This is a genomic window from Mesorhizobium sp. M1322, from assembly GCF_040318085.1.
GTDB lineage: Bacteria > Pseudomonadota > Alphaproteobacteria > Rhizobiales > Rhizobiaceae > Mesorhizobium.
The window spans coordinates 51,353-67,049 of record NZ_JAMYLP010000009.1; the positions used below are offsets into that span (position 1 = coordinate 51,353).

16 protein-coding genes and 1 pseudogene are annotated in these 15,697 nt (G+C 62.8%); 9 read left to right on the forward strand and 8 right to left on the reverse strand.

The annotated features are described in order from the left end of the window. Positions 1 to 59: 59 nt before the first annotated feature. The 5 genes from NKH12_RS05710 to NKH12_RS05730 form a co-directional block, all read right to left on the reverse strand. Positions 60 to 1,025, reverse strand: a complete 966-nt coding sequence (locus tag NKH12_RS05710; RefSeq protein WP_352952235.1) for an ABC transporter permease — start codon at positions 1,023 to 1,025, stop codon at positions 60 to 62. Beyond that, entirely contained in the window at positions 1,022 to 2,575 is a 1,554-nt protein-coding gene (locus NKH12_RS05715; protein WP_352952236.1) for a sugar ABC transporter ATP-binding protein, read from the reverse strand. Before NKH12_RS05715 ends, NKH12_RS05710 begins: the two co-directional genes overlap by 4 nt. 91 nt (positions 2,576 to 2,666) lie before the next feature. Further along, the gene (locus NKH12_RS05720; protein ID WP_352952237.1) at positions 2,667 to 3,662 is read right to left on the reverse strand and encodes an ABC transporter substrate-binding protein; all 996 of its coding nucleotides are present in this window, start codon (positions 3,660 to 3,662) and stop codon (positions 2,667 to 2,669) included. Between the two features lie 342 nt (positions 3,663 to 4,004). Continuing rightward, positions 4,005 to 5,003 carry an aldo/keto reductase gene (locus tag NKH12_RS05725; RefSeq protein WP_352952238.1) on the reverse strand — a complete coding sequence of 333 codons (999 nt, stop codon included), beginning with the start codon at positions 5,001 to 5,003 and terminating at the stop codon, positions 4,005 to 4,007. A gap of 57 nt (positions 5,004 to 5,060) precedes the next feature. After that, positions 5,061 to 6,566, reverse strand: a complete 1,506-nt coding sequence (locus NKH12_RS05730) for a UxaA family hydrolase (RefSeq protein WP_352952239.1) — start codon at positions 6,564 to 6,566, stop codon at positions 5,061 to 5,063. A 269-nt stretch (positions 6,567 to 6,835) separates the two neighbouring features. Between NKH12_RS05730 and NKH12_RS05735 the strand changes: the two genes are divergently transcribed. The 7 genes from NKH12_RS05735 (at position 6,836) to NKH12_RS05765 (ending at position 13,106) form a co-directional block, all read left to right on the forward strand. Continuing rightward, positions 6,836 to 7,738: a GntR family transcriptional regulator gene (locus tag NKH12_RS05735; protein WP_352952240.1), complete on the forward strand. Its 903-nt coding sequence runs from the start codon at positions 6,836 to 6,838 to the stop codon at positions 7,736 to 7,738. A gap of 118 nt (positions 7,739 to 7,856) precedes the next feature. Next, a complete protein-coding gene (locus NKH12_RS05740; protein WP_352952241.1) occupies positions 7,857 to 8,210 on the forward strand; it encodes a DUF2946 family protein in 354 nt (117 codons plus the stop codon). 105 nt (positions 8,211 to 8,315) lie between these two features. After that, positions 8,316 to 8,855, forward strand: a complete 540-nt coding sequence (locus NKH12_RS05745) for a copper chaperone PCu(A)C (RefSeq protein ID WP_352952242.1) — start codon at positions 8,316 to 8,318, stop codon at positions 8,853 to 8,855. A gap of 40 nt (positions 8,856 to 8,895) precedes the next feature. Continuing rightward, positions 8,896 to 9,414 carry a YcnI family copper-binding membrane protein gene (locus tag NKH12_RS05750; protein ID WP_352952243.1) on the forward strand — a complete coding sequence of 173 codons (519 nt, stop codon included), beginning with the start codon at positions 8,896 to 8,898 and terminating at the stop codon, positions 9,412 to 9,414. Between the two features lie 56 nt (positions 9,415 to 9,470). Next, positions 9,471 to 11,096 (forward strand): copper resistance CopC/CopD family protein, encoded by a 1,626-nt coding sequence (locus tag NKH12_RS05755; RefSeq protein WP_352952244.1) that lies wholly within the window; start codon positions 9,471 to 9,473, stop codon positions 11,094 to 11,096. A 164-nt stretch (positions 11,097 to 11,260) separates the two neighbouring features. Next, a complete protein-coding gene (gene gnd / locus NKH12_RS05760) occupies positions 11,261 to 12,688 on the forward strand; it encodes an NADP-dependent phosphogluconate dehydrogenase (RefSeq protein ID WP_352952245.1) in 1,428 nt (475 codons plus the stop codon). A gap of 187 nt (positions 12,689 to 12,875) precedes the next feature. Further along, positions 12,876 to 13,106, forward strand: a complete 231-nt coding sequence (locus NKH12_RS05765) for a hypothetical protein (protein ID WP_095488311.1) — start codon at positions 12,876 to 12,878, stop codon at positions 13,104 to 13,106. A gap of 266 nt (positions 13,107 to 13,372) precedes the next feature. Here NKH12_RS05765 and NKH12_RS05770 read toward each other — a convergent pair. The 3 genes and pseudogenes from NKH12_RS05770 to NKH12_RS05780 all read right to left on the reverse strand — a co-directional run. After that, positions 13,373 to 13,582 (reverse strand): annotated as a pseudogene (locus tag NKH12_RS05770) (IS3 family transposase); the annotation flags it as partial. Positions 13,583 to 13,653: 71 nt separating this feature from the next. Next, the gene (locus NKH12_RS05775; protein ID WP_352952246.1) at positions 13,654 to 13,971 is read right to left on the reverse strand and encodes an ATP-binding protein; all 318 of its coding nucleotides are present in this window, start codon (positions 13,969 to 13,971) and stop codon (positions 13,654 to 13,656) included. Continuing rightward, positions 13,868 to 14,515, reverse strand: a complete 648-nt coding sequence (locus NKH12_RS05780; RefSeq protein ID WP_352952247.1) for a TetR/AcrR family transcriptional regulator — start codon at positions 14,513 to 14,515, stop codon at positions 13,868 to 13,870. The genes NKH12_RS05775 and NKH12_RS05780 overlap by 104 nt, the downstream gene beginning before the upstream one ends. Positions 14,516 to 14,592: 77 nt before the next feature. Here NKH12_RS05780 and NKH12_RS05785 point away from each other — a divergent pair, with 77 nt between their 5' ends. Together NKH12_RS05785 and NKH12_RS05790 are read left to right on the forward strand one after the other, a co-directional pair. Then, entirely contained in the window at positions 14,593 to 14,811 is a 219-nt protein-coding gene (locus NKH12_RS05785) for a hypothetical protein (RefSeq protein WP_352952248.1), read from the forward strand. Beyond that, a complete protein-coding gene (locus tag NKH12_RS05790) occupies positions 14,804 to 15,697 on the forward strand; it encodes an NAD(P)/FAD-dependent oxidoreductase (RefSeq protein ID WP_352952249.1) in 894 nt (297 codons plus the stop codon). The genes NKH12_RS05785 and NKH12_RS05790 overlap by 8 nt, the downstream gene beginning before the upstream one ends.

Consider the following 15,697-nt stretch of genomic DNA (forward strand, 5'->3'; position numbering starts at 1 on the left):
CAGTCTGTTCATGGAACCGCCGGCCCCGCTAGCGCCAGGCCGGCGGTTGTTACGATAGTCTACTTGCCGCGGCGGCGCAGGCCGTCGAAATAGACGATGACGATGATCAGCACGCCGGTAATGATGCGCTGCCAGAAGGCATTGACGTTCAAGAGATTGGCGCCGTTGTTGATGGTGGCGAGGATGAAGGCGCCAAGCAGCGGTCCGTGCACCGAGCCTACGGCGCCAAATAGCGAGGTGCCGCCGATCACCGAGGAGGCGATCGCCTGCAATTCCCAGCCCTCGGCCTGTGTCGGATTGCCGATGCCAATGCGCGAGGCAAGCAGCACGCCGACAAAAGCCGCACAGAGGCCCGACAGCGTATAGGCCATGTAGATGGTGCGCTGGACGTTGACACCGGACAGACGCGATGCCTCGGCGTTGGAGCCGACCGAGAACAGATACCGGCCCCAGCGGCTGTGATGCAGGAAGATGTAGGCGGGGATGCCGACCAGGATCACCATCCAGAACAGATTGGGAACGCCGAGGAAGGAGCTGCGCGAAAACAGCTGGAAGGCGTCGTTGTTGATCGAGATCGAGTTGCCGTTGGTCATCAAAAGGCCGATGCCGCGCAGCGAGGTCAGTGTCGCCAGCGTGATGATGAAGGGCGGCAGGCCCATCTTGACGATGCCAAAGCCATGGAACATGCCGATGGCGACGCCGACCAGCAAGGTGATCAGGATGGCGAGGAAAACCGGTATGCCGGCGTTGATCAGCATCGCGACGATCACGGTGGCGAAGCCAACGACGGCGCCGACGGAAAGGTCGATGCCGCCGGTGATGATGACGAAGGTCTGGCCGACCGCCAGGATGGCGATCATCGAACCTTGCCGCAGCAGGTTCGAGATGTTGTTGGCGGAGGCGAAGCTCGGCGTCGCCACCGACAGGATGATCCACAAAAGCACCAGCAGCGCCAGCAGTGTCAGCCCGAACAGGGCGTTGTAGTTGCGTTTCGGCCTTTCGGCCGGGATCGCCTCAGTGCTCATATCTGTCCTCCCGGGTTTTCTTGTTTCTCGGCCAGCGCTTGGGTGAGGATCTCCTCATGGTCGGCAGTGTGGAAACCATGAGTGGCCACCAGTTTGCCGCGCCGGAACACATGCAGTGTGTCGGCCAGTTCATAGACCTCGGGCAAATAGGACGAGATCAGGATGATGCCGGCGCCATTGGACAAAAGCGCACTGAACAGGCGGTAGATCTCGGCCTTGGTGCCGACATCGACACCAACTGTTGGCTCGTCGAAGATGAACAGCTTGGCGCCGTGCGCCAGCCACCTGCCGATGACGATCTTCTGCTGGTTGCCGCCGGACAGGCTAGAGGCGAGCGCATTGCGCGTCGGCGTCTTGATCCTGAGATTGGCGATCTGGCGATCCGCTTCGGCCTTCTCCTGGGCGCTGGAGATCAGCAGATTGCTGGAGATGCGCTTGTAGATCGGCAGATTGAGATTGAGGCCGACCGGCAGGTTGAGGCAGAGGCCCTGGTCACGGCGGCTTTCCGGCGCCAGCGCTATGCCGAGCCTGATAGCGTCATGCTCGGAGTTGACCTGAACCTCCTTGCCCTCCCAGAGGATCTGGCCGGCCGACTTGCGGTGACGGCCGTAGAGCGTGGTGACGAACTCGCTGCGCCCGGCGCCGATCAGGCCGTAGAGCCCGACGATTTCTCCGGCACGGACCGTCATCGAGACATTTTCGAAGCCCTTGCCGGAAAGATTTCGGGCTTCGAGGAGCGTCGCGCCCGGGGTAAAATGCTCCTTGTGATAGACTTGCTCGATCGAGCGGTTGATCATCATCTTGACCAGCTCGGCGTCGTTGGTCTCGGCGATGTTCCTGGTGCCGACAAGCGTGCCGTCGCGCAGCACCGAGACGCGGTCGGCGAGTTCGAACACCTCTTCCATGCGGTGGCTGATGTAGATGATGGTGACGCCTTCTCCCTTCAGCCGGCGGATCAGCGTGAACAGCTGGTCGGCTTCCTTGCGGGTGAGATAGGCAGTCGGTTCGTCGAAGATCAGGAACTTGGTGCCGCGCACGGTGGCGCGGGCGGCGGCGATCAGCTGCTGCTGGCCTATGGTCAGGTCACCCAGCACGACATGCGCCGGCAGATCGAAGCCGAGATCGTCGATGATCTTCTGCGCTTCCCTGACCATGGCCCGCTGCTGCAGGATGCCGAAGCGGGAATCCTCCTCGCCGAGGAACATGTTGGCCGCGACAGTGAGATGGCGGCACAGAACGACCTCCTGATGCACGGCATTGATGCCGAGCGCCATCGCCTCATGCGGCGTCGCCAGCGCTGCCGGCTTGCCCTCCCAGATGACGTCGCCGGAGGTGCGCGGCATGACGCCGGTCAGCAGCTTGATCAGGGTGGATTTGCCGGCACCGTTCTCGCCGACAATGGCGTGAATTTCGCTGGCCTTGAAGGCGAGGTTAACCGGCTTCAGTGCGTGCGTGCCGGGATATCGCTTTTCCAGTCCCTTGAGTTCGAGGATCGTCCTGCCCGGTTCCAGCGTTGGGGCCGGATGCAGTTCCTGCGCCGTCGACGTCATGACAATCCTCCCAGATTGGCCTCACGAGTGGCACGAGTGTAGGTCGTTTCCGGGGCAAAAAGCCCCGGAAACGGTGCGCCAATGCCGATGCTCAGTCGAGCTTCGGGTTGAGCAGCGCGTCGATCTTCGGATCTTTCATGTTGGCCTTGGTCACCAGGTTGGCGCCGGTGTCGACATTGGCCTCAACCTTCTCGCCCTTCGAGGCAGCGAGCGCTGTCTTGATGCCGTCGTAACCCATCCGGTACGGGTCCTGGACAACGAGGCCGGAAATGACGCCGTCATTGAGGAACTTGACCAGCTTCTCGTCGCTGTCGAAGCCGATCAGCCCGACCTTGCCGGCAAGGCTGTTCTCGGCGATCGCCTGACCGACGCCCTGCGCCATGATCAGGTTGGAGGCGAAGATGCCCTTGAGGTTCGGGTTGGCGGTGATCAGGTCGGTCGCGATGTTGAGGCCGGTCGTGGCCTGGCCGTCGGCGTATTTGTCGGCAATGAGCTTGAGGCCGGGATATTTGGCGGCAAGCTGTTCCTTGAAGCCCTGGGCGCGCTGTTCGAGCGAGCCTGCGCCGGGAAGCGCGGTGATCAGGGCGACGTCGCCCTCGATTTTGCCGCCATTGGCTTCGCCGATCGCGGCCGCCAACCCGTCAGCGGCGACGCGGCCGCCCTGAATATTGTCTGTGGTCAGGAACGAGGTGAAGGCCTTGGAGTCGGCGCCGGAGTCGATGCCGATGATCTTGACGTTGGTGGCTGCCTCATCGATCGGCTTGCCGAGCGCCTTGGCCTCGGTCGGTGCGATAACGACGGCAGCCGGGTTGCCGGCGACGGCGTTCTCAAGGATTGAGATCTGGCCGTTGACGTCGGTCTCCGCCTGGGCGCCGAGTTCCGGCACGTTGACGCCGAGGTCCTTGCCGGCCTTGCGGGCGCCAGCCAGGACGATCTGCCAGTAGAAAGAGGTGGTGTCCTTGACGATGATCGGAATGGTTACGTCCGCCGCCGAAGCCGGCGCCGAATGCATCACGCCGGCAAGCATCGAGGCGGCGGTGAGCGCCACGAATGCGCGGCGGTTGAGAATGCTTGTCACGAATTTCATTATGCTTCCTCCCTAGGTCGCCCGGTGAATGTTGCGGAAGTCGGTTTGGATAGGCGCTGCCCCAAACAGAACTTTATCAATAAAAAACATTTACGGCATTTTGATAGTCCATAGGTTAGGTCGACGCAAGTGGTGTTTCGTATCGGTCTCCTTATGGCTTGACCGGGAGGGGAGCCTTCTTGCCAAACCTCCACCGATATCTCTCCGAAGGTAATGGAATATTAATTCCACAACCAGTCAAGATGGAATATTCATTCTTTTTGCGCGTACGATTATGACGCCTCCTGATCGCACCGTCCGCCGTTTAACCGGCGAACGGCGAACGGCGAAAGCCGCAGCGCATCAGCCGAGTTTCTGTACGACCGTGTAGGGATCATATTTGGCGAATTCTGTTTCGGGCACCTGGATGTCGAGCAGTTGGAGATTTCGCGCCAGATTGGCCGGTTTGGCGGTGCCCGTCAGCACAGAAGCTACCACAGGCTCGTGTAGCGGGAACTGGAACGCCGCCGCGGCAAGCGGATAGCCGCCCTCGGTGGCGATTTTTTCCATGGCGCCGACGCGGTCGAGAATGTTCTGGGTAGCCGGCAGATAGTCGAAATGCGCACCAGGCACCGGGCCGGTCGCCAAGATGCCGGAATTGAAGACGCCGCCGATGATCAGCGAGGTCTGCCGTTGGCGGCAAAGCGGCAGCAATTCGGCTTCGGCGGTGCGGTCGAGCAGCGAATAGCGGCTGGCGAGCAGGATGCAGTCGAGCGGGGCCTGGCGCAGCACATCGAGACAGATCTGCACCTCGTTGACGCCAAGGCCGTAGGCGGAAATGACTCTGGACGACTTCAGCTCTTCCAGCGCCTTCAGCCCGCCATCCATCAGCTGGCGGAAATGCAGCTTCGTTTTCTCGACGCCATGGGTGTAGACGCCGATGTCGTGGACAAACAGGATGTCGATTCGATTGAGGCCAAGCCGCGCGTAGCTGAACTCGACCGAACGCATGATGCCGTCGTAGGAATAGTCATAGTCGGGCGCAAAGGGGAGCGGATCGACATAGGAATGGTCCGGAATCCGGTCTTCCGGCACCGGCCGGAACAGGCGCCCAACCTTGGTCGACAACACGTAGGAGTCCCGCGGCTTGTCGCGCAGGAAATCGCCGAAGCGGCGTTCCGAGAGGCCGAAGCCGTAGAAGGGCGCGGTATCGAAATAGCGCAAGCCGGCATCCCAGGCGACCTCCAGCGTCTGCATCGCCGCCTCGCGCGGGCAAGCTCGGTAGAGGCCGCCGACCGCCGCGCCGCCGAAGCTGACCTCGGTTATTTCCAGCGCGGTGCTGCCGACACGGCGTTTCTTCATGCAAGCCTCCCACCGGCCATTTGCCCGGCCCGCGTCTTGTGTCAGTTAGTGGCTGTTTTAGAGGGTCGCTCCGAGGTGCCAGGGCACGAACTCGTTGTCGCCGTAGCCGAACTCCTCACTCTTGGTCTTGCGGCCGGAAGCCGTCTCGACGATCAGTTCGAAGATCTCGCGGCCCATGCCGGCGATGGTCTTTTCGCCCGAGGCGATGACGCCGCAATTTACGTCCATGTCCTCTTCCATCGTGTGGTACATGGTCGAGTTGCTGGCGACCTTGATCGACGGCGTCGGCCGGCAGCCGAAGCAGGAACCGCGTCCGGTGGTGAAGACGATGACATTGGCGCCGCCTGCCACCTGGCCGGTGGCGGAAACCGGGTCGTAGCCGGGCGTGTCCATGAACACCAGCCCGCGCCCGGTGACCTTCTCGGCATAACCGAAGACGCCGTTAAGCGGTGTCTGGCCGCCCTTAGCGACCGCGCCAAGCGACTTCTCCAGGATGGTGGTCAGGCCGCCGCGCTTATTGCCGGGCGACGGGTTGTTGTCGATGGAAGCGCCGTGCTTGGCGACATGGTCTTCCCACCACTTCACATAGCCATCCAGCTTGGCGGCGATCTCCGGGCTCGCCGCACGGTAGGCGAGCAGATGCTCGGCGCCGTAGATTTCCGTCGTCTCGGAGAGGATGCCGATACCGCCGACGCCGGCCAGGATGTCGACGGCGGCGCCCAGCGCCGGATTGGCGGTGATGCCGGACATGCCGTCCGAGCCGCCGCATTGCAGGCCGACGACGATCTCGCTGACCGGGATCGGCTCACGCTCCAGCTTGCCGACCTCTTCGGCGATCTCTCCCAGCACGACCATCGCCTTCTCGACCGATTTGCGCGAGCCGCCGGCTTCCTGGATGTTGAAATGGCGTTTTCCCGCGGCGACGCCCTTCTGGCCATAGAGGGTGAGCTGGTTGACCTCGCAGCCGAGGCCGACCATCAGCACGCCGCCGAAATTCGGATGGCGGGCATAGCCGGCCAGCGTACGGTGCAGCACCATCATGCCGTCGCCGGTGGCGCTCATGCCGCAGCCCTGGCCGTGGACGATGGGAACGAAGCCGTCGATCCCCGGATATCCGGGCAGGAGCGTGCGGTTCGCCTCGTCGGCGATGGCGTGGCAAACGGTGGCCGAGCAATTGACACTGGCGAGAATGCCGATGAAGTTGCGCGTGCCGGCACGGCCGTCGGCGCGACGGTAGCCCATGAAGGTGCGGGTGCGGTCGGCCTCGGTCGCGTGCACGGCTTCGCTCGGCGGCACCACCGGCAAACGCCCGGATTCGAAAACCAGATTGTGCGAATGGACATGCTCGCCGGGCGCGATGTCCTGGGTGGCGCGGCCGATCGCCTGAGCGTATTTGACCACGGCCTCGCCGGCGGCGATCGGCTTGATGGCTACCTTGTGGCCGGGTTCGATCAACGCAGCGGCAACGGCGCCGCCCGGCAGCACCGCGCCGATCTCGATGCGGCCATTGGCGACCGCGACATTGTCGGCGGGAGACAGAAGAATGCTGTTTGCGGCGTTCACGGGCAGTTTCCTGGGTGTTCCTGGGATCGGCAAGCGGATTGACACGCGTCTGTTAACAGTTAATGTCTTTTATCGTGAAAAAACAGTTTTGCGTCAATTGTTTTTTCGTGACAGCGCCGCGCGTTGTCATGGACATGCGGAGGACCGGATACGTGAACCAGGGCTGATTTCCGAAAAGCGATTCCGCTTTTTTGGGGCCTGCGCTAGGAACATTTGTCATATCGCGCTTCAAGCCGGCCGCCGCAAGCGCCGGCGCAACGGGGCAGGGGATGTCGAAGAGCAACAACGTCTACAAGGACGCCTACAATCGCGGTCTGCGGCTGCTCGACGAAACGAAAAGCCTGCCGTCGGAGCCCGAATTGGGTGCGCTGCTCGGCGTCAGCCGCACGACGATCCGCTCCATCCTTGCGCGTATGGAAGAGACGGGGCTGATCGCCTGGAACAAGCGCAGCAAGATGGTTTTGCGCGTGCCGCGGGCGGACGATTTTTTTCCTGAGGACGAGACCGACACGCTGTCGCAGATCATCGAGCGCTCCTTCATGCGGCGGCTGCTTGCCGGCGGTGCCGAGCCCGGCATGCAGATCAACGAACTCGAGTTGGCGCGCGAGATCGGCGTCGGCACCACCAGCGTGCGCGAGTTCCTGATCCGCTTTTCCCGCTTCGGGCTGATCGAGAAGCGCCGCAACAGCCATTGGGTGCTGAAAGGTTTTACCCGCGCTTTCGCGCTGGAATTGACTGAAATCCGCGAGATGTTCGAATTGCGCTCGGCCGCCGCCTTTGCCGCCCTGCCGGAAGGAAGTCCGGTCTGGGCCGACCTCGACCTGCTGGAAGACGAGCATCGCCTGCTGGCGCGCGAGATCGCCACGCGCTTCAACGAATTCTCGGAACTCGACGAGCGCTTTCACCGGCTGATCCACCGCGCGTCGCACAATCGCTTCATCGTCGATTTCTACGACGTCATCGCCATGATCTTTCACTACCACTACCAGTGGAACAAGGCGCAGGAGCGCGAGCGCAACGAAGTGGCAGTCGCGGAACACCTGGCCTATATCGCCGCGCTCAAATCGCGCGATCTCGGCAAGGTCGACGCCGCCTGCCGCAAGCATCTGAAGTCGGCGCGTCACACGCTGCTGACATCGATTCCGGAAGCCCAGCAGCCGCAACGGGGTTAGAGCGCCGCGTTGCCGCAGCAGTGATTTGGCGATTTTCCACCCGCCGGCCACGTGGTAGGTATTTGCCGTTGCTGCGTGAAGAGGCAGGTCTTTGAATATCCGGCGGAGAAGATGGAGCATGCCGGCCGCGTTCGCCGCGGCCTATTTGCTCGTGCTCCAGTCGGCGCTTGGCGCGTTCGCCTTCGGCTTGAGCCCAAATGCTTCGCAACTCGACGCTTTCGGCAATGTCATCTGCACCCAGGAGGGTGCGGCCGAGCTTCCAGGCGGCGATTCACGCCAGCACATGCCGGCTTGCTGCATGCTTGGCTGCGGCGTGGCCTCGGCTGCCTATGCGCCGCCGCTTGCTGCCGGCACGGTGGCCGGCAATTTTTCCGTCGAAACCGTGGCTTTTGTGCTGCCGGCGTTCAGGCATCTCGACTTTGCCCGCGACCGCTCTCCATCGAATCCGCGCGCCCCACCGGCGACGGCCTGATCCGTTTTCGGTTGGCCTCGCGGAACCTTCCGGGGGCGCGTCCGTCCACAATCGAAACTGTTCGCGACCGGCCACCGGCGCTATCTCTCAATTCTTGGAGCTACCATGTCTCATTCTTTCCGCGCGCGGTTCGGCCGCAACAGGTCCTTCCTGCACAGCTTCGAGGAGCGGCTCGGCATCACCGTGTTCCTCCTCGCCCTCCTGTTCGTCAGCGCCCAGGCCGTTTTCGCGCATGAGTTTAGGGTTGGCGACCTCGAGATCGGGCATCCCTGGTCGCGGGCCACGCCGCCCGGCGCCAAAGTGGCCGGCGGCTATTTCACCGTCACTAACACCGGCAGTTCGCCGGACCGGCTGCTGTCGATCTCCTCGGAAATTTCGGCCAAGGCCGAACTGCATGAAATGGGCGTGAGCGATGGCGTCATGACCATGCGGCCGGTCACCCGCGGCCTTGAAATTCCGGCCGGCGGCAAGGTGGCACTGGCACCCGGCGGCTATCATCTGATGTTCGTCGGGCTGAAACGGCAACCGAAGCAAGGCGAGACGTTTCCAGCCACGCTGACCTTCGAGAAGGCCGGCACCGTCACCGTCGACTTCGCCGTGGAAGGCATGGGCGAAACCGGCGGCATGGACAATCACGCCAACTGACCCGGCCAGATCCGCACAATCCGAAATTTGAGGGACCATCATGAACAAGTATCTTTTATCCGCGGGCGCGTTTTTCGTCTTGGGGACAAGCGCGGCCTTTGCCCGTGTCACGCTCGAAACGCAGGAGGCGGCGGTCGGTTCGACCTACAAGGCTGTCCTGCGCGTGCCGCATGGCTGTGAGGGCAAGGCGACGACCGCCGTGCGCGTGCAGATCCCGGAAGGGATGATTTCGGTGAAGCCGATGCCGAAGCCGGGCTGGACGCTGCAGGTCAAGAAAGGCAGGTACGAGAAATCCTACCAGCTCCACGGCCAGGCGGTGACATCAGGTGCCAAGCAAATCGACTGGAGCGGCGGCAGCCTGCCGGACGAATTCTACGACGAATTCGTCTTCCGTGGGACACTAGCGGCGGATCTGCCGGCAGGCCAAACGCTCTACTTCCCGGTGGTGCAGGAATGCGACGGCGCCGCCGAACGCTGGATCGAGATACCAGCGGCCGGCCAGAATGAGGACGCGCTGGAATATCCGGCGCCCGGCCTCAAGCTTTCGCCGAAGCAATGATTATTTGGCGGCGCGCTTCGTTCGAAAGAGCGCGCCGCTGTTTTTGTGACCGTGACATGAGTGCTGCATCCCTCCTGCGAACGGTCTGCACAGCCGGCCGACCTGCGATCTGCCTGCTGGCTGCAATAGTGCTGCTTGCCGCCATTGCCGCGCCAAGTCAGGCCTTCGCCCATGCGGCGCTGGTCACAACCGAGCCGACGGACGGCGCCGTGCTGGCGCAAAGCCCCGCGCAGTTCTCGCTGACTTTCAGCGAGCCGGCCTCGCCGCTGGTGCTGACCCTGGTGCAGCCTGACGGGACGCCGGTTCCGCTGGCGTCTTTTCGGCTCAATGGCCAGACGGTCGAGATCGACAATCCGCAGGCGCTTGGATCCGGCACACATGTGCTGAGCTGGCGGGTGATTTCCGCCGACGGCCATCCGGTCGGCGGCTCGGTGCTGTTTTCCATCGGCGCGCCGAGTGCTGCGCCGGCCGTCTCCGAAGCTGTCGACCGGGGCCTGAGGTCGGCGATCTGGATCGGCAAGGTCTTTCTCTATGTCGGCCTCTTTCTCGGCGTTGGCGGCGCCTTTGCCATTGCCTGGCTGGCGCCAGGCGGGCGTTCCGGCCAGCGCTTCGTCATCGCCGCGATCCTCTGCGGCCTTGTCGCTGCGGCCTTGTCGCTTGGCTTTCAGGGACTGGACGCGCTCGGTGCACCGCTCGCCCGGCTGGCGCAGCCGGGCGTCTGGCAGGCCGGGCTCGGCACCAGCTTTGGCTGGACGGTGCTGGTCGCGCTGGTGGCGCTCGGGCTTGGCCTGCTGTCGCTGGTCGGGCCGCGCGGCGGTGCAAAGCTGTCTGCCCTTGCCGGCTTGGCCGGTGTCGGGGCCGCCCTTGCCGCCAGCGGACACGCAAGTGCTGCCGAACCGCAATGGCTGACAAGGCCAATGGTGTTTCTGCACGGAGCCGGCATTGCCTTCTGGACCGGGGCACTGGCGCCGCTCGGTCTCGCCATGAGGTGGAAACCGGTTCAGGCGGCGCCTTTCCTGCGCCGGTTTTCCCGGGCGATTCTGCCCGTCGTGGCCGTGCTTGCTGTCACCGGAATCGTGCTGGCTGTCATCCAGGTGCAGGCGCCCGCAGCTTTGCTCGAGACCGCCTATGGCCGGCTGCTGCTGGTCAAGCTGGCGCTGCTGTTCTTTCTGTTCACGCTCGCCGCGACCAACCGCTGGAAGCTGACCGGTCCGGCCGAAGCGGGAGAGACGGAAGTGCAGAGGAGGCTGGTCCGCTCGATCGGGATTGAAATGCTGATCGTTCTGGTGATCTTCGGCATTGCCGCCGGCTGGCGCTTCACGCCGCCGCCACGCGCCCTGGCGATCGCGGCAGCGCAGCCGGCATCGGTGCATATCCACACGCCGAAGGCGATGGCCGACCTCAGCATCACGCCCGGCCATGTTGGGCCGGTTGCCGCGTCGATCGTCATCATGACCGGCGATTTCGGCCCGCTCGACGCCGAACAAATGACGTTGGTGCTGTCAAAACCCGATGCCGGCATCGAGCCGATCAAACGCGCGGCGACAAAGCCAGGCGACGGCACCTGGCGCGTCGACGACCTCGTCGTCCCGGTTCCCGGCCGATGGACGGCACGGCTCGATATTCTTGTCTCGGATTTCGAGATGGTGAAGATAGAGGCCCCGATCGACATCAGACCTTGAGGACAAGCTGCAACACAATTCGGCGAGTGCGGTTGACGCGGCCCTGCAGGCCCGTCATTCATTTCGGCAAGAATGGCATCCCGGGAAGGATGGGCGTCTCGGTAGATCGGTCGTCGCCGCAAAATCGCGGCGTCAACAAAAGATCCGAAAGTAGGGAAGAAACGATGGAAAAAGCCGAAATCGGCCTGATCGGCCTTGGCACGATGGGCTCCAACCTGGCGCTCAATATCGCCGAGAAGGGGCACCGCATAGCCGTCTTCAACCGCACCGCGGCACGCACCGACGCCTTCGTCGAGAATGCCGGCGCGCTGAAGAACATGGTCGTGCCCTGCTACAGCCTGGAGGAACTCGCCGCTGCCATCCGGCCGCCGCGCCCGATCATCATCATGGTGCTGGCCGGCAAGCCGGTCGATGAGCAGATCGCGGCGCTGAGCGGCGTGCTGTCGGCCAACGACATTGTCATCGATGCCGGCAACGCCAATTTCCGCGACACGATGCGGCGCTTTTCCGAGCTTTCCGATTCGGGTCTCACCTTCATCGGCATGGGCGTGTCCGGCGGCGAAGAGGGCGCGCGCCATGGACCGTCGATCATGGTCGGCGGCACGGAAGAGTCCTGGAAACGCGTCGAAAAGGTGCTGACCGCCATTTCGGCCAAATTCAGGGATGAGCCCTGCGCGGCATGGCTTGGCACCGATGGCGCCGGGCATTTCGTCAAGACCATCCACAACGGCATCGAATATGCCGATATGCAGATGATCGCCGAGATCTACGGCATCTTGCGCGACGGCTTGGGCATGGGGCCGAAGGAGATCGCACAAGTGTTTGCCGGCTGGAACAAGGGCCGGCTCAACTCCTATCTGATCGAGATCACCGCCAAGGTGCTGGCCGCCGACGATCCGAAGACCGGCAAGCCGATGGTCGACATCATCCTCGACCGCGCTGGCCAGAAGGGCACCGGCAAATGGTCGGTCATCGAGGCGCAGCAGCTCGGCATTCCGGCCACCGCGATCGAGGCCGCGGTGGCGGCGCGCGTGCTGTCGTCGATCAAGGACGAGCGCCTGGCCGCCGAAAAGGCCTATGGCAATGGCGGCGTGACCAAGATTTCCGGAGACAAGGACGCGCTTCTTGGCGATCTCGAACTGGCGCTGTTCGCCGGCAAGATATCAGCCTATGCGCAAGGCTTCGCGGTGATGAGCGGCGCGTCGAAGGAATTCGACTGGAACCTGCCGATGCCGACCATCGCCAAAATCTGGCGAGCCGGCTGCATCATCCGCTCGCAATTGCTGGACACGATGGCGGAAGCCTTCGGCAAGGGCGGGGCGGCCACCAATCTGCTGATGGCACCGGCCTTCATTGCGATGATGCAGGAGGCGCATCCGTCGCTGCGGCGCATCGTGGCAAGGGCGTCGGAGGCTGGCTCGCCCGTGCCGGCACTGTCGTCCGCGCTGGCCTATTTCGACAGCTACCGCCAGGGCCGCGGCACCTCGAACCTGATCCAGGCGCAACGCGATTTCTTCGGTGCGCATGGCTTCGAGCGTATCGACGGGCAGGGCGCGTTCCATGGCCCGTGGGGGAGCGGAGCGGGCGGCTAGCGCCCAAACTTTGACCTAGAGTTCAATTTTGCGGTTGCCAGAAAGCAGACATCTCCAGCGACCAACTGGGGGTCTGGTCGCGCCAGGAACCTGCTATGCCGGTAGAGACGATTGACGGTCTCATCGGTATCGGCGGAGCCGCGAATCTGTGGTAAGCCGCCGCTCAACCAACCAAAGGACGACACCTGTGAGCGAACCGACCGTGGCCCAGGCGACCGAAAGTATCTATGCCTCCCTCCGGGCGGACAATGCCGACATTGACGCACATATCGCGACGCTTAAAGCGGCGCTGACACGAGAAGGGATAAAACAGGCGGTGTTCGATCCGACCAAGTTGGCGCAGAATAACCGCTCGGGGCGCAAGTTGATGCAGGCCTATTTTCGGCAGCGCGGCGTGAGCGTGAGGTTTTCGGACTAGTAGAGCCGCGCTCTGGTAATCTCAAGCGCGCCGTTGGGAGTTCTCGGGCCGGTCCGGCGGTTCGCCATCTGGACGTCGGGACTGCGCCGCATTTCCGCCATTCAGACCACTGTTGCAGCTTCCCGCAAGCTGACGGTCTACTAAGCCGGCACTAAGGCCTCGAATGGGGTGGTAGCGGTTGCGCCGGTCACAGGTCCTGGAACACCGCCCAAGGCGTAGAGGTTTGGACTGAACTGCTGCCGGTTCGGACACGAGGTTAAGCTAGGTTAGCTTTGCTCTTCGTATTCCACGGGGCTCAGATAGCCGAGTGTCGAGTGTCGGCGCCTCGGGTTGTAGAAGCGCTCGATATAGTCGAACACATCGGCCTTGGCATCGTCTCTGGTGCGATAGAACTTGCGGGCGGTGCGTTCGGTCTTGAGCGATGAGAAGAAGCTCCCCATCGCCGCGTTGTCCCAGACATTGCAGGACCGGCTCAAGGTGAGTTCGAGTTTTTCCGAGGCCGGCCCATTCGTGCGTGCGATCGCAAAGGCGATCTCATCGACCTCGTTTACGCCCCGCTTTCGCAGGGGCATTGACTGGCCTCCAGCGAGAATTGATGGGCCCGCTGGACCAAACGATCCATAATTGCATCTGCAATCAGTGGACTATCAAGCCAGTCATGCCATTCACTTACAGCCCGCTGTCCACCGATAATAGTCGCGTTGATGTCAATGCGAGCATCCAAAATATCAAGCAAGTACTCCTTCGCGGCCTCGTCTAGGCTATCCGCCCGCGTGGTCGTTGCCACCGTGCGCGGCGATGAACATGGCGACAGCCGACCGGCAATAGGATTCGATTTCGTTGTCGTCCTCTGCTCTCGCCTCATCGAAGCGTGCGATAATCAGGAGATCGGATCCTTTGATAAGCGCGGCAAACAAGCGGGCGGACCGGAGAGGATCGGGCACGTTCAGAACCGCCTTCGCGTGCAACTGACGCAACAGGGCCTCGATTTGGGCGATGACATGGGCGGGGCCGGCTTCGTAATGGAGCTTGCTTAACGACTTTTGATTCGTCTTGTCGGCCATGACCATGGCTTCGACACTGCGGACGTCCGGGCTCAACAGCGTGCGAAGCAGGGATGATCCCACCGTCATGAGCTGATCTTCGGCCGAACCGTCGACGCCTTCAAAAAGGGCCTGTGGTGCAAACTGATGGCAGCGGGCCGCCATGGCCGCGCCGAACAGCGCCTCCTTGTTCTCGAAGTGCCGATAGATGCTGAGCTTGGATATCTTCGCTCGCTGGGCGACCTTGTCCAATGTCGTCGCTTGAAAACCCAATTCCACAAAGAGTTCGAACGCGGCGTCGACTATCGTTTGGCCAAGCGCCTCGTTGGCGGGCCGGCCGCGCCGGCCCTGGCTGTTTTCGGTCACGACAATTCTAGTCCTTGACAGTATCCTAATTCTTGCATTACGATACCATGTAGTATCTGAAATGTGCAAGAGAATGGGTGGATTTTACCCTGTCCTCCAAATCAAGTTTCCCCGGACCGCCCGGCGATATCGAATGCGGCATTGGCCGGCCGGCCAAAACAGTGATGGGCGACTTTCTCGCCGATTCCGAAGCCCTGCTCGCTGCCCGTCTCGAGCGCGTATCGCTGGACGATATTTCGCGCCAGGCCCAGCCCAGCCCCCTCCATTCACAACACGGAGCTTATCACCATGGATGACGTCATCATCATCGGCGGCAGCTTTGCCGGTCTCGCCGCCGCGCTGCAGCTCGGCCGGGCCCGCCGCAAGGTCACCGTTCTCGATACCGGCCTGCCGCGCAACCGCTTCGCCGGCCATTCGCATGGGCTGCTCGGCCACGATCACAAGCCACCGCTGGACATCTTGGCCGAAGCGCGGCAGCAGCTGGCGCGCTATCCCACGATCAGGCTGGTCAATGTCCGGGCCGACAGCATCTCCGGCGCCATCGACGATTTCTCCGTCCTCACTGGCGATGGCGAAAGCCTTGCGGCGCGCCGGCTGATCCTGAGCTATGGCGTCGCCGACCAGATGCCTGATGTTCCGGGCTTTGCCGAAAGCTGGGGCACATCCATCGTGCCCTGCCCCTATTGCGACGGCTTTGAAGTCGCCGGCCAGCATTGGGGCCTCGTCTGGTCCGGCCGGCAGTCGCACAATCATGTCAGGCTGTTCCACGACTGGACCGACACGTTGACGCTCTTCACCGATGGTCACGACATTCCGCCCGATATCCGGGCCGATCTGGCGCGTCGCAACATACCTGTCGTCGATGGCCGGATCACCGAGATCGCCCATCACGGGGGCCATACCGCCACCGTCAAGCTCGATACCGGCCCCAATGTCGCGGTCGACATCCTCTTCGCCCATCCGCGCAACAAGCCGTCCGCAAGCCTGCATGAATCACTGGGCCTCGCCACGGTCGATACGCCCCTCGGCATCGCCCTCAAGGTCGACGAGCGCCGCGAAACCAGCATGCCCGGCATCTACGCCGCCGGCGACCTCGCCAACCCCCTCATGGCCTCGGTCACCACGGCATCATCGCACGGCGCGCTGGCGGGTATCTCCGCCCAGCAGTCGATGCTGGTTTGA

Coding starts and splice junctions, on each gene's coding strand:
- NKH12_RS05720 (WP_352952237.1), bottom strand. CDS start 3,662: ATGAAATTCGTGACAAGCATTCTCAACCGCCGCGCATTCGTGGCGCTC.
- NKH12_RS05735 (WP_352952240.1), top strand. CDS start 6,836: ATGTCGAAGAGCAACAACGTCTACAAGGACGCCTACAATCGCGGTCTG.
- NKH12_RS05715 (WP_352952236.1), bottom strand. CDS start 2,575: ATGACGTCGACGGCGCAGGAACTGCATCCGGCCCCAACGCTGGAACCG.
- NKH12_RS05775 (WP_352952246.1), bottom strand. CDS start 13,971: ATGAGGCGAGAGCAGAGGACGACAACGAAATCGAATCCTATTGCCGGT.
- NKH12_RS05755 (WP_352952244.1), top strand. CDS start 9,471: ATGAGTGCTGCATCCCTCCTGCGAACGGTCTGCACAGCCGGCCGACCT.
- NKH12_RS05725 (WP_352952238.1), bottom strand. CDS start 5,003: ATGAAGAAACGCCGTGTCGGCAGCACCGCGCTGGAAATAACCGAGGTC.
- NKH12_RS05710 (WP_352952235.1), bottom strand. CDS start 1,025: ATGAGCACTGAGGCGATCCCGGCCGAAAGGCCGAAACGCAACTACAAC.
- NKH12_RS05750 (WP_352952243.1), top strand. CDS start 8,896: ATGAACAAGTATCTTTTATCCGCGGGCGCGTTTTTCGTCTTGGGGACA.
- gnd (WP_352952245.1), top strand. CDS start 11,261: ATGGAAAAAGCCGAAATCGGCCTGATCGGCCTTGGCACGATGGGCTCC.
- NKH12_RS05745 (WP_352952242.1), top strand. CDS start 8,316: ATGTCTCATTCTTTCCGCGCGCGGTTCGGCCGCAACAGGTCCTTCCTG.
- NKH12_RS05790 (WP_352952249.1), top strand. CDS start 14,804: ATGGATGACGTCATCATCATCGGCGGCAGCTTTGCCGGTCTCGCCGCC.
- NKH12_RS05740 (WP_352952241.1), top strand. CDS start 7,857: ATGCCGGCCGCGTTCGCCGCGGCCTATTTGCTCGTGCTCCAGTCGGCG.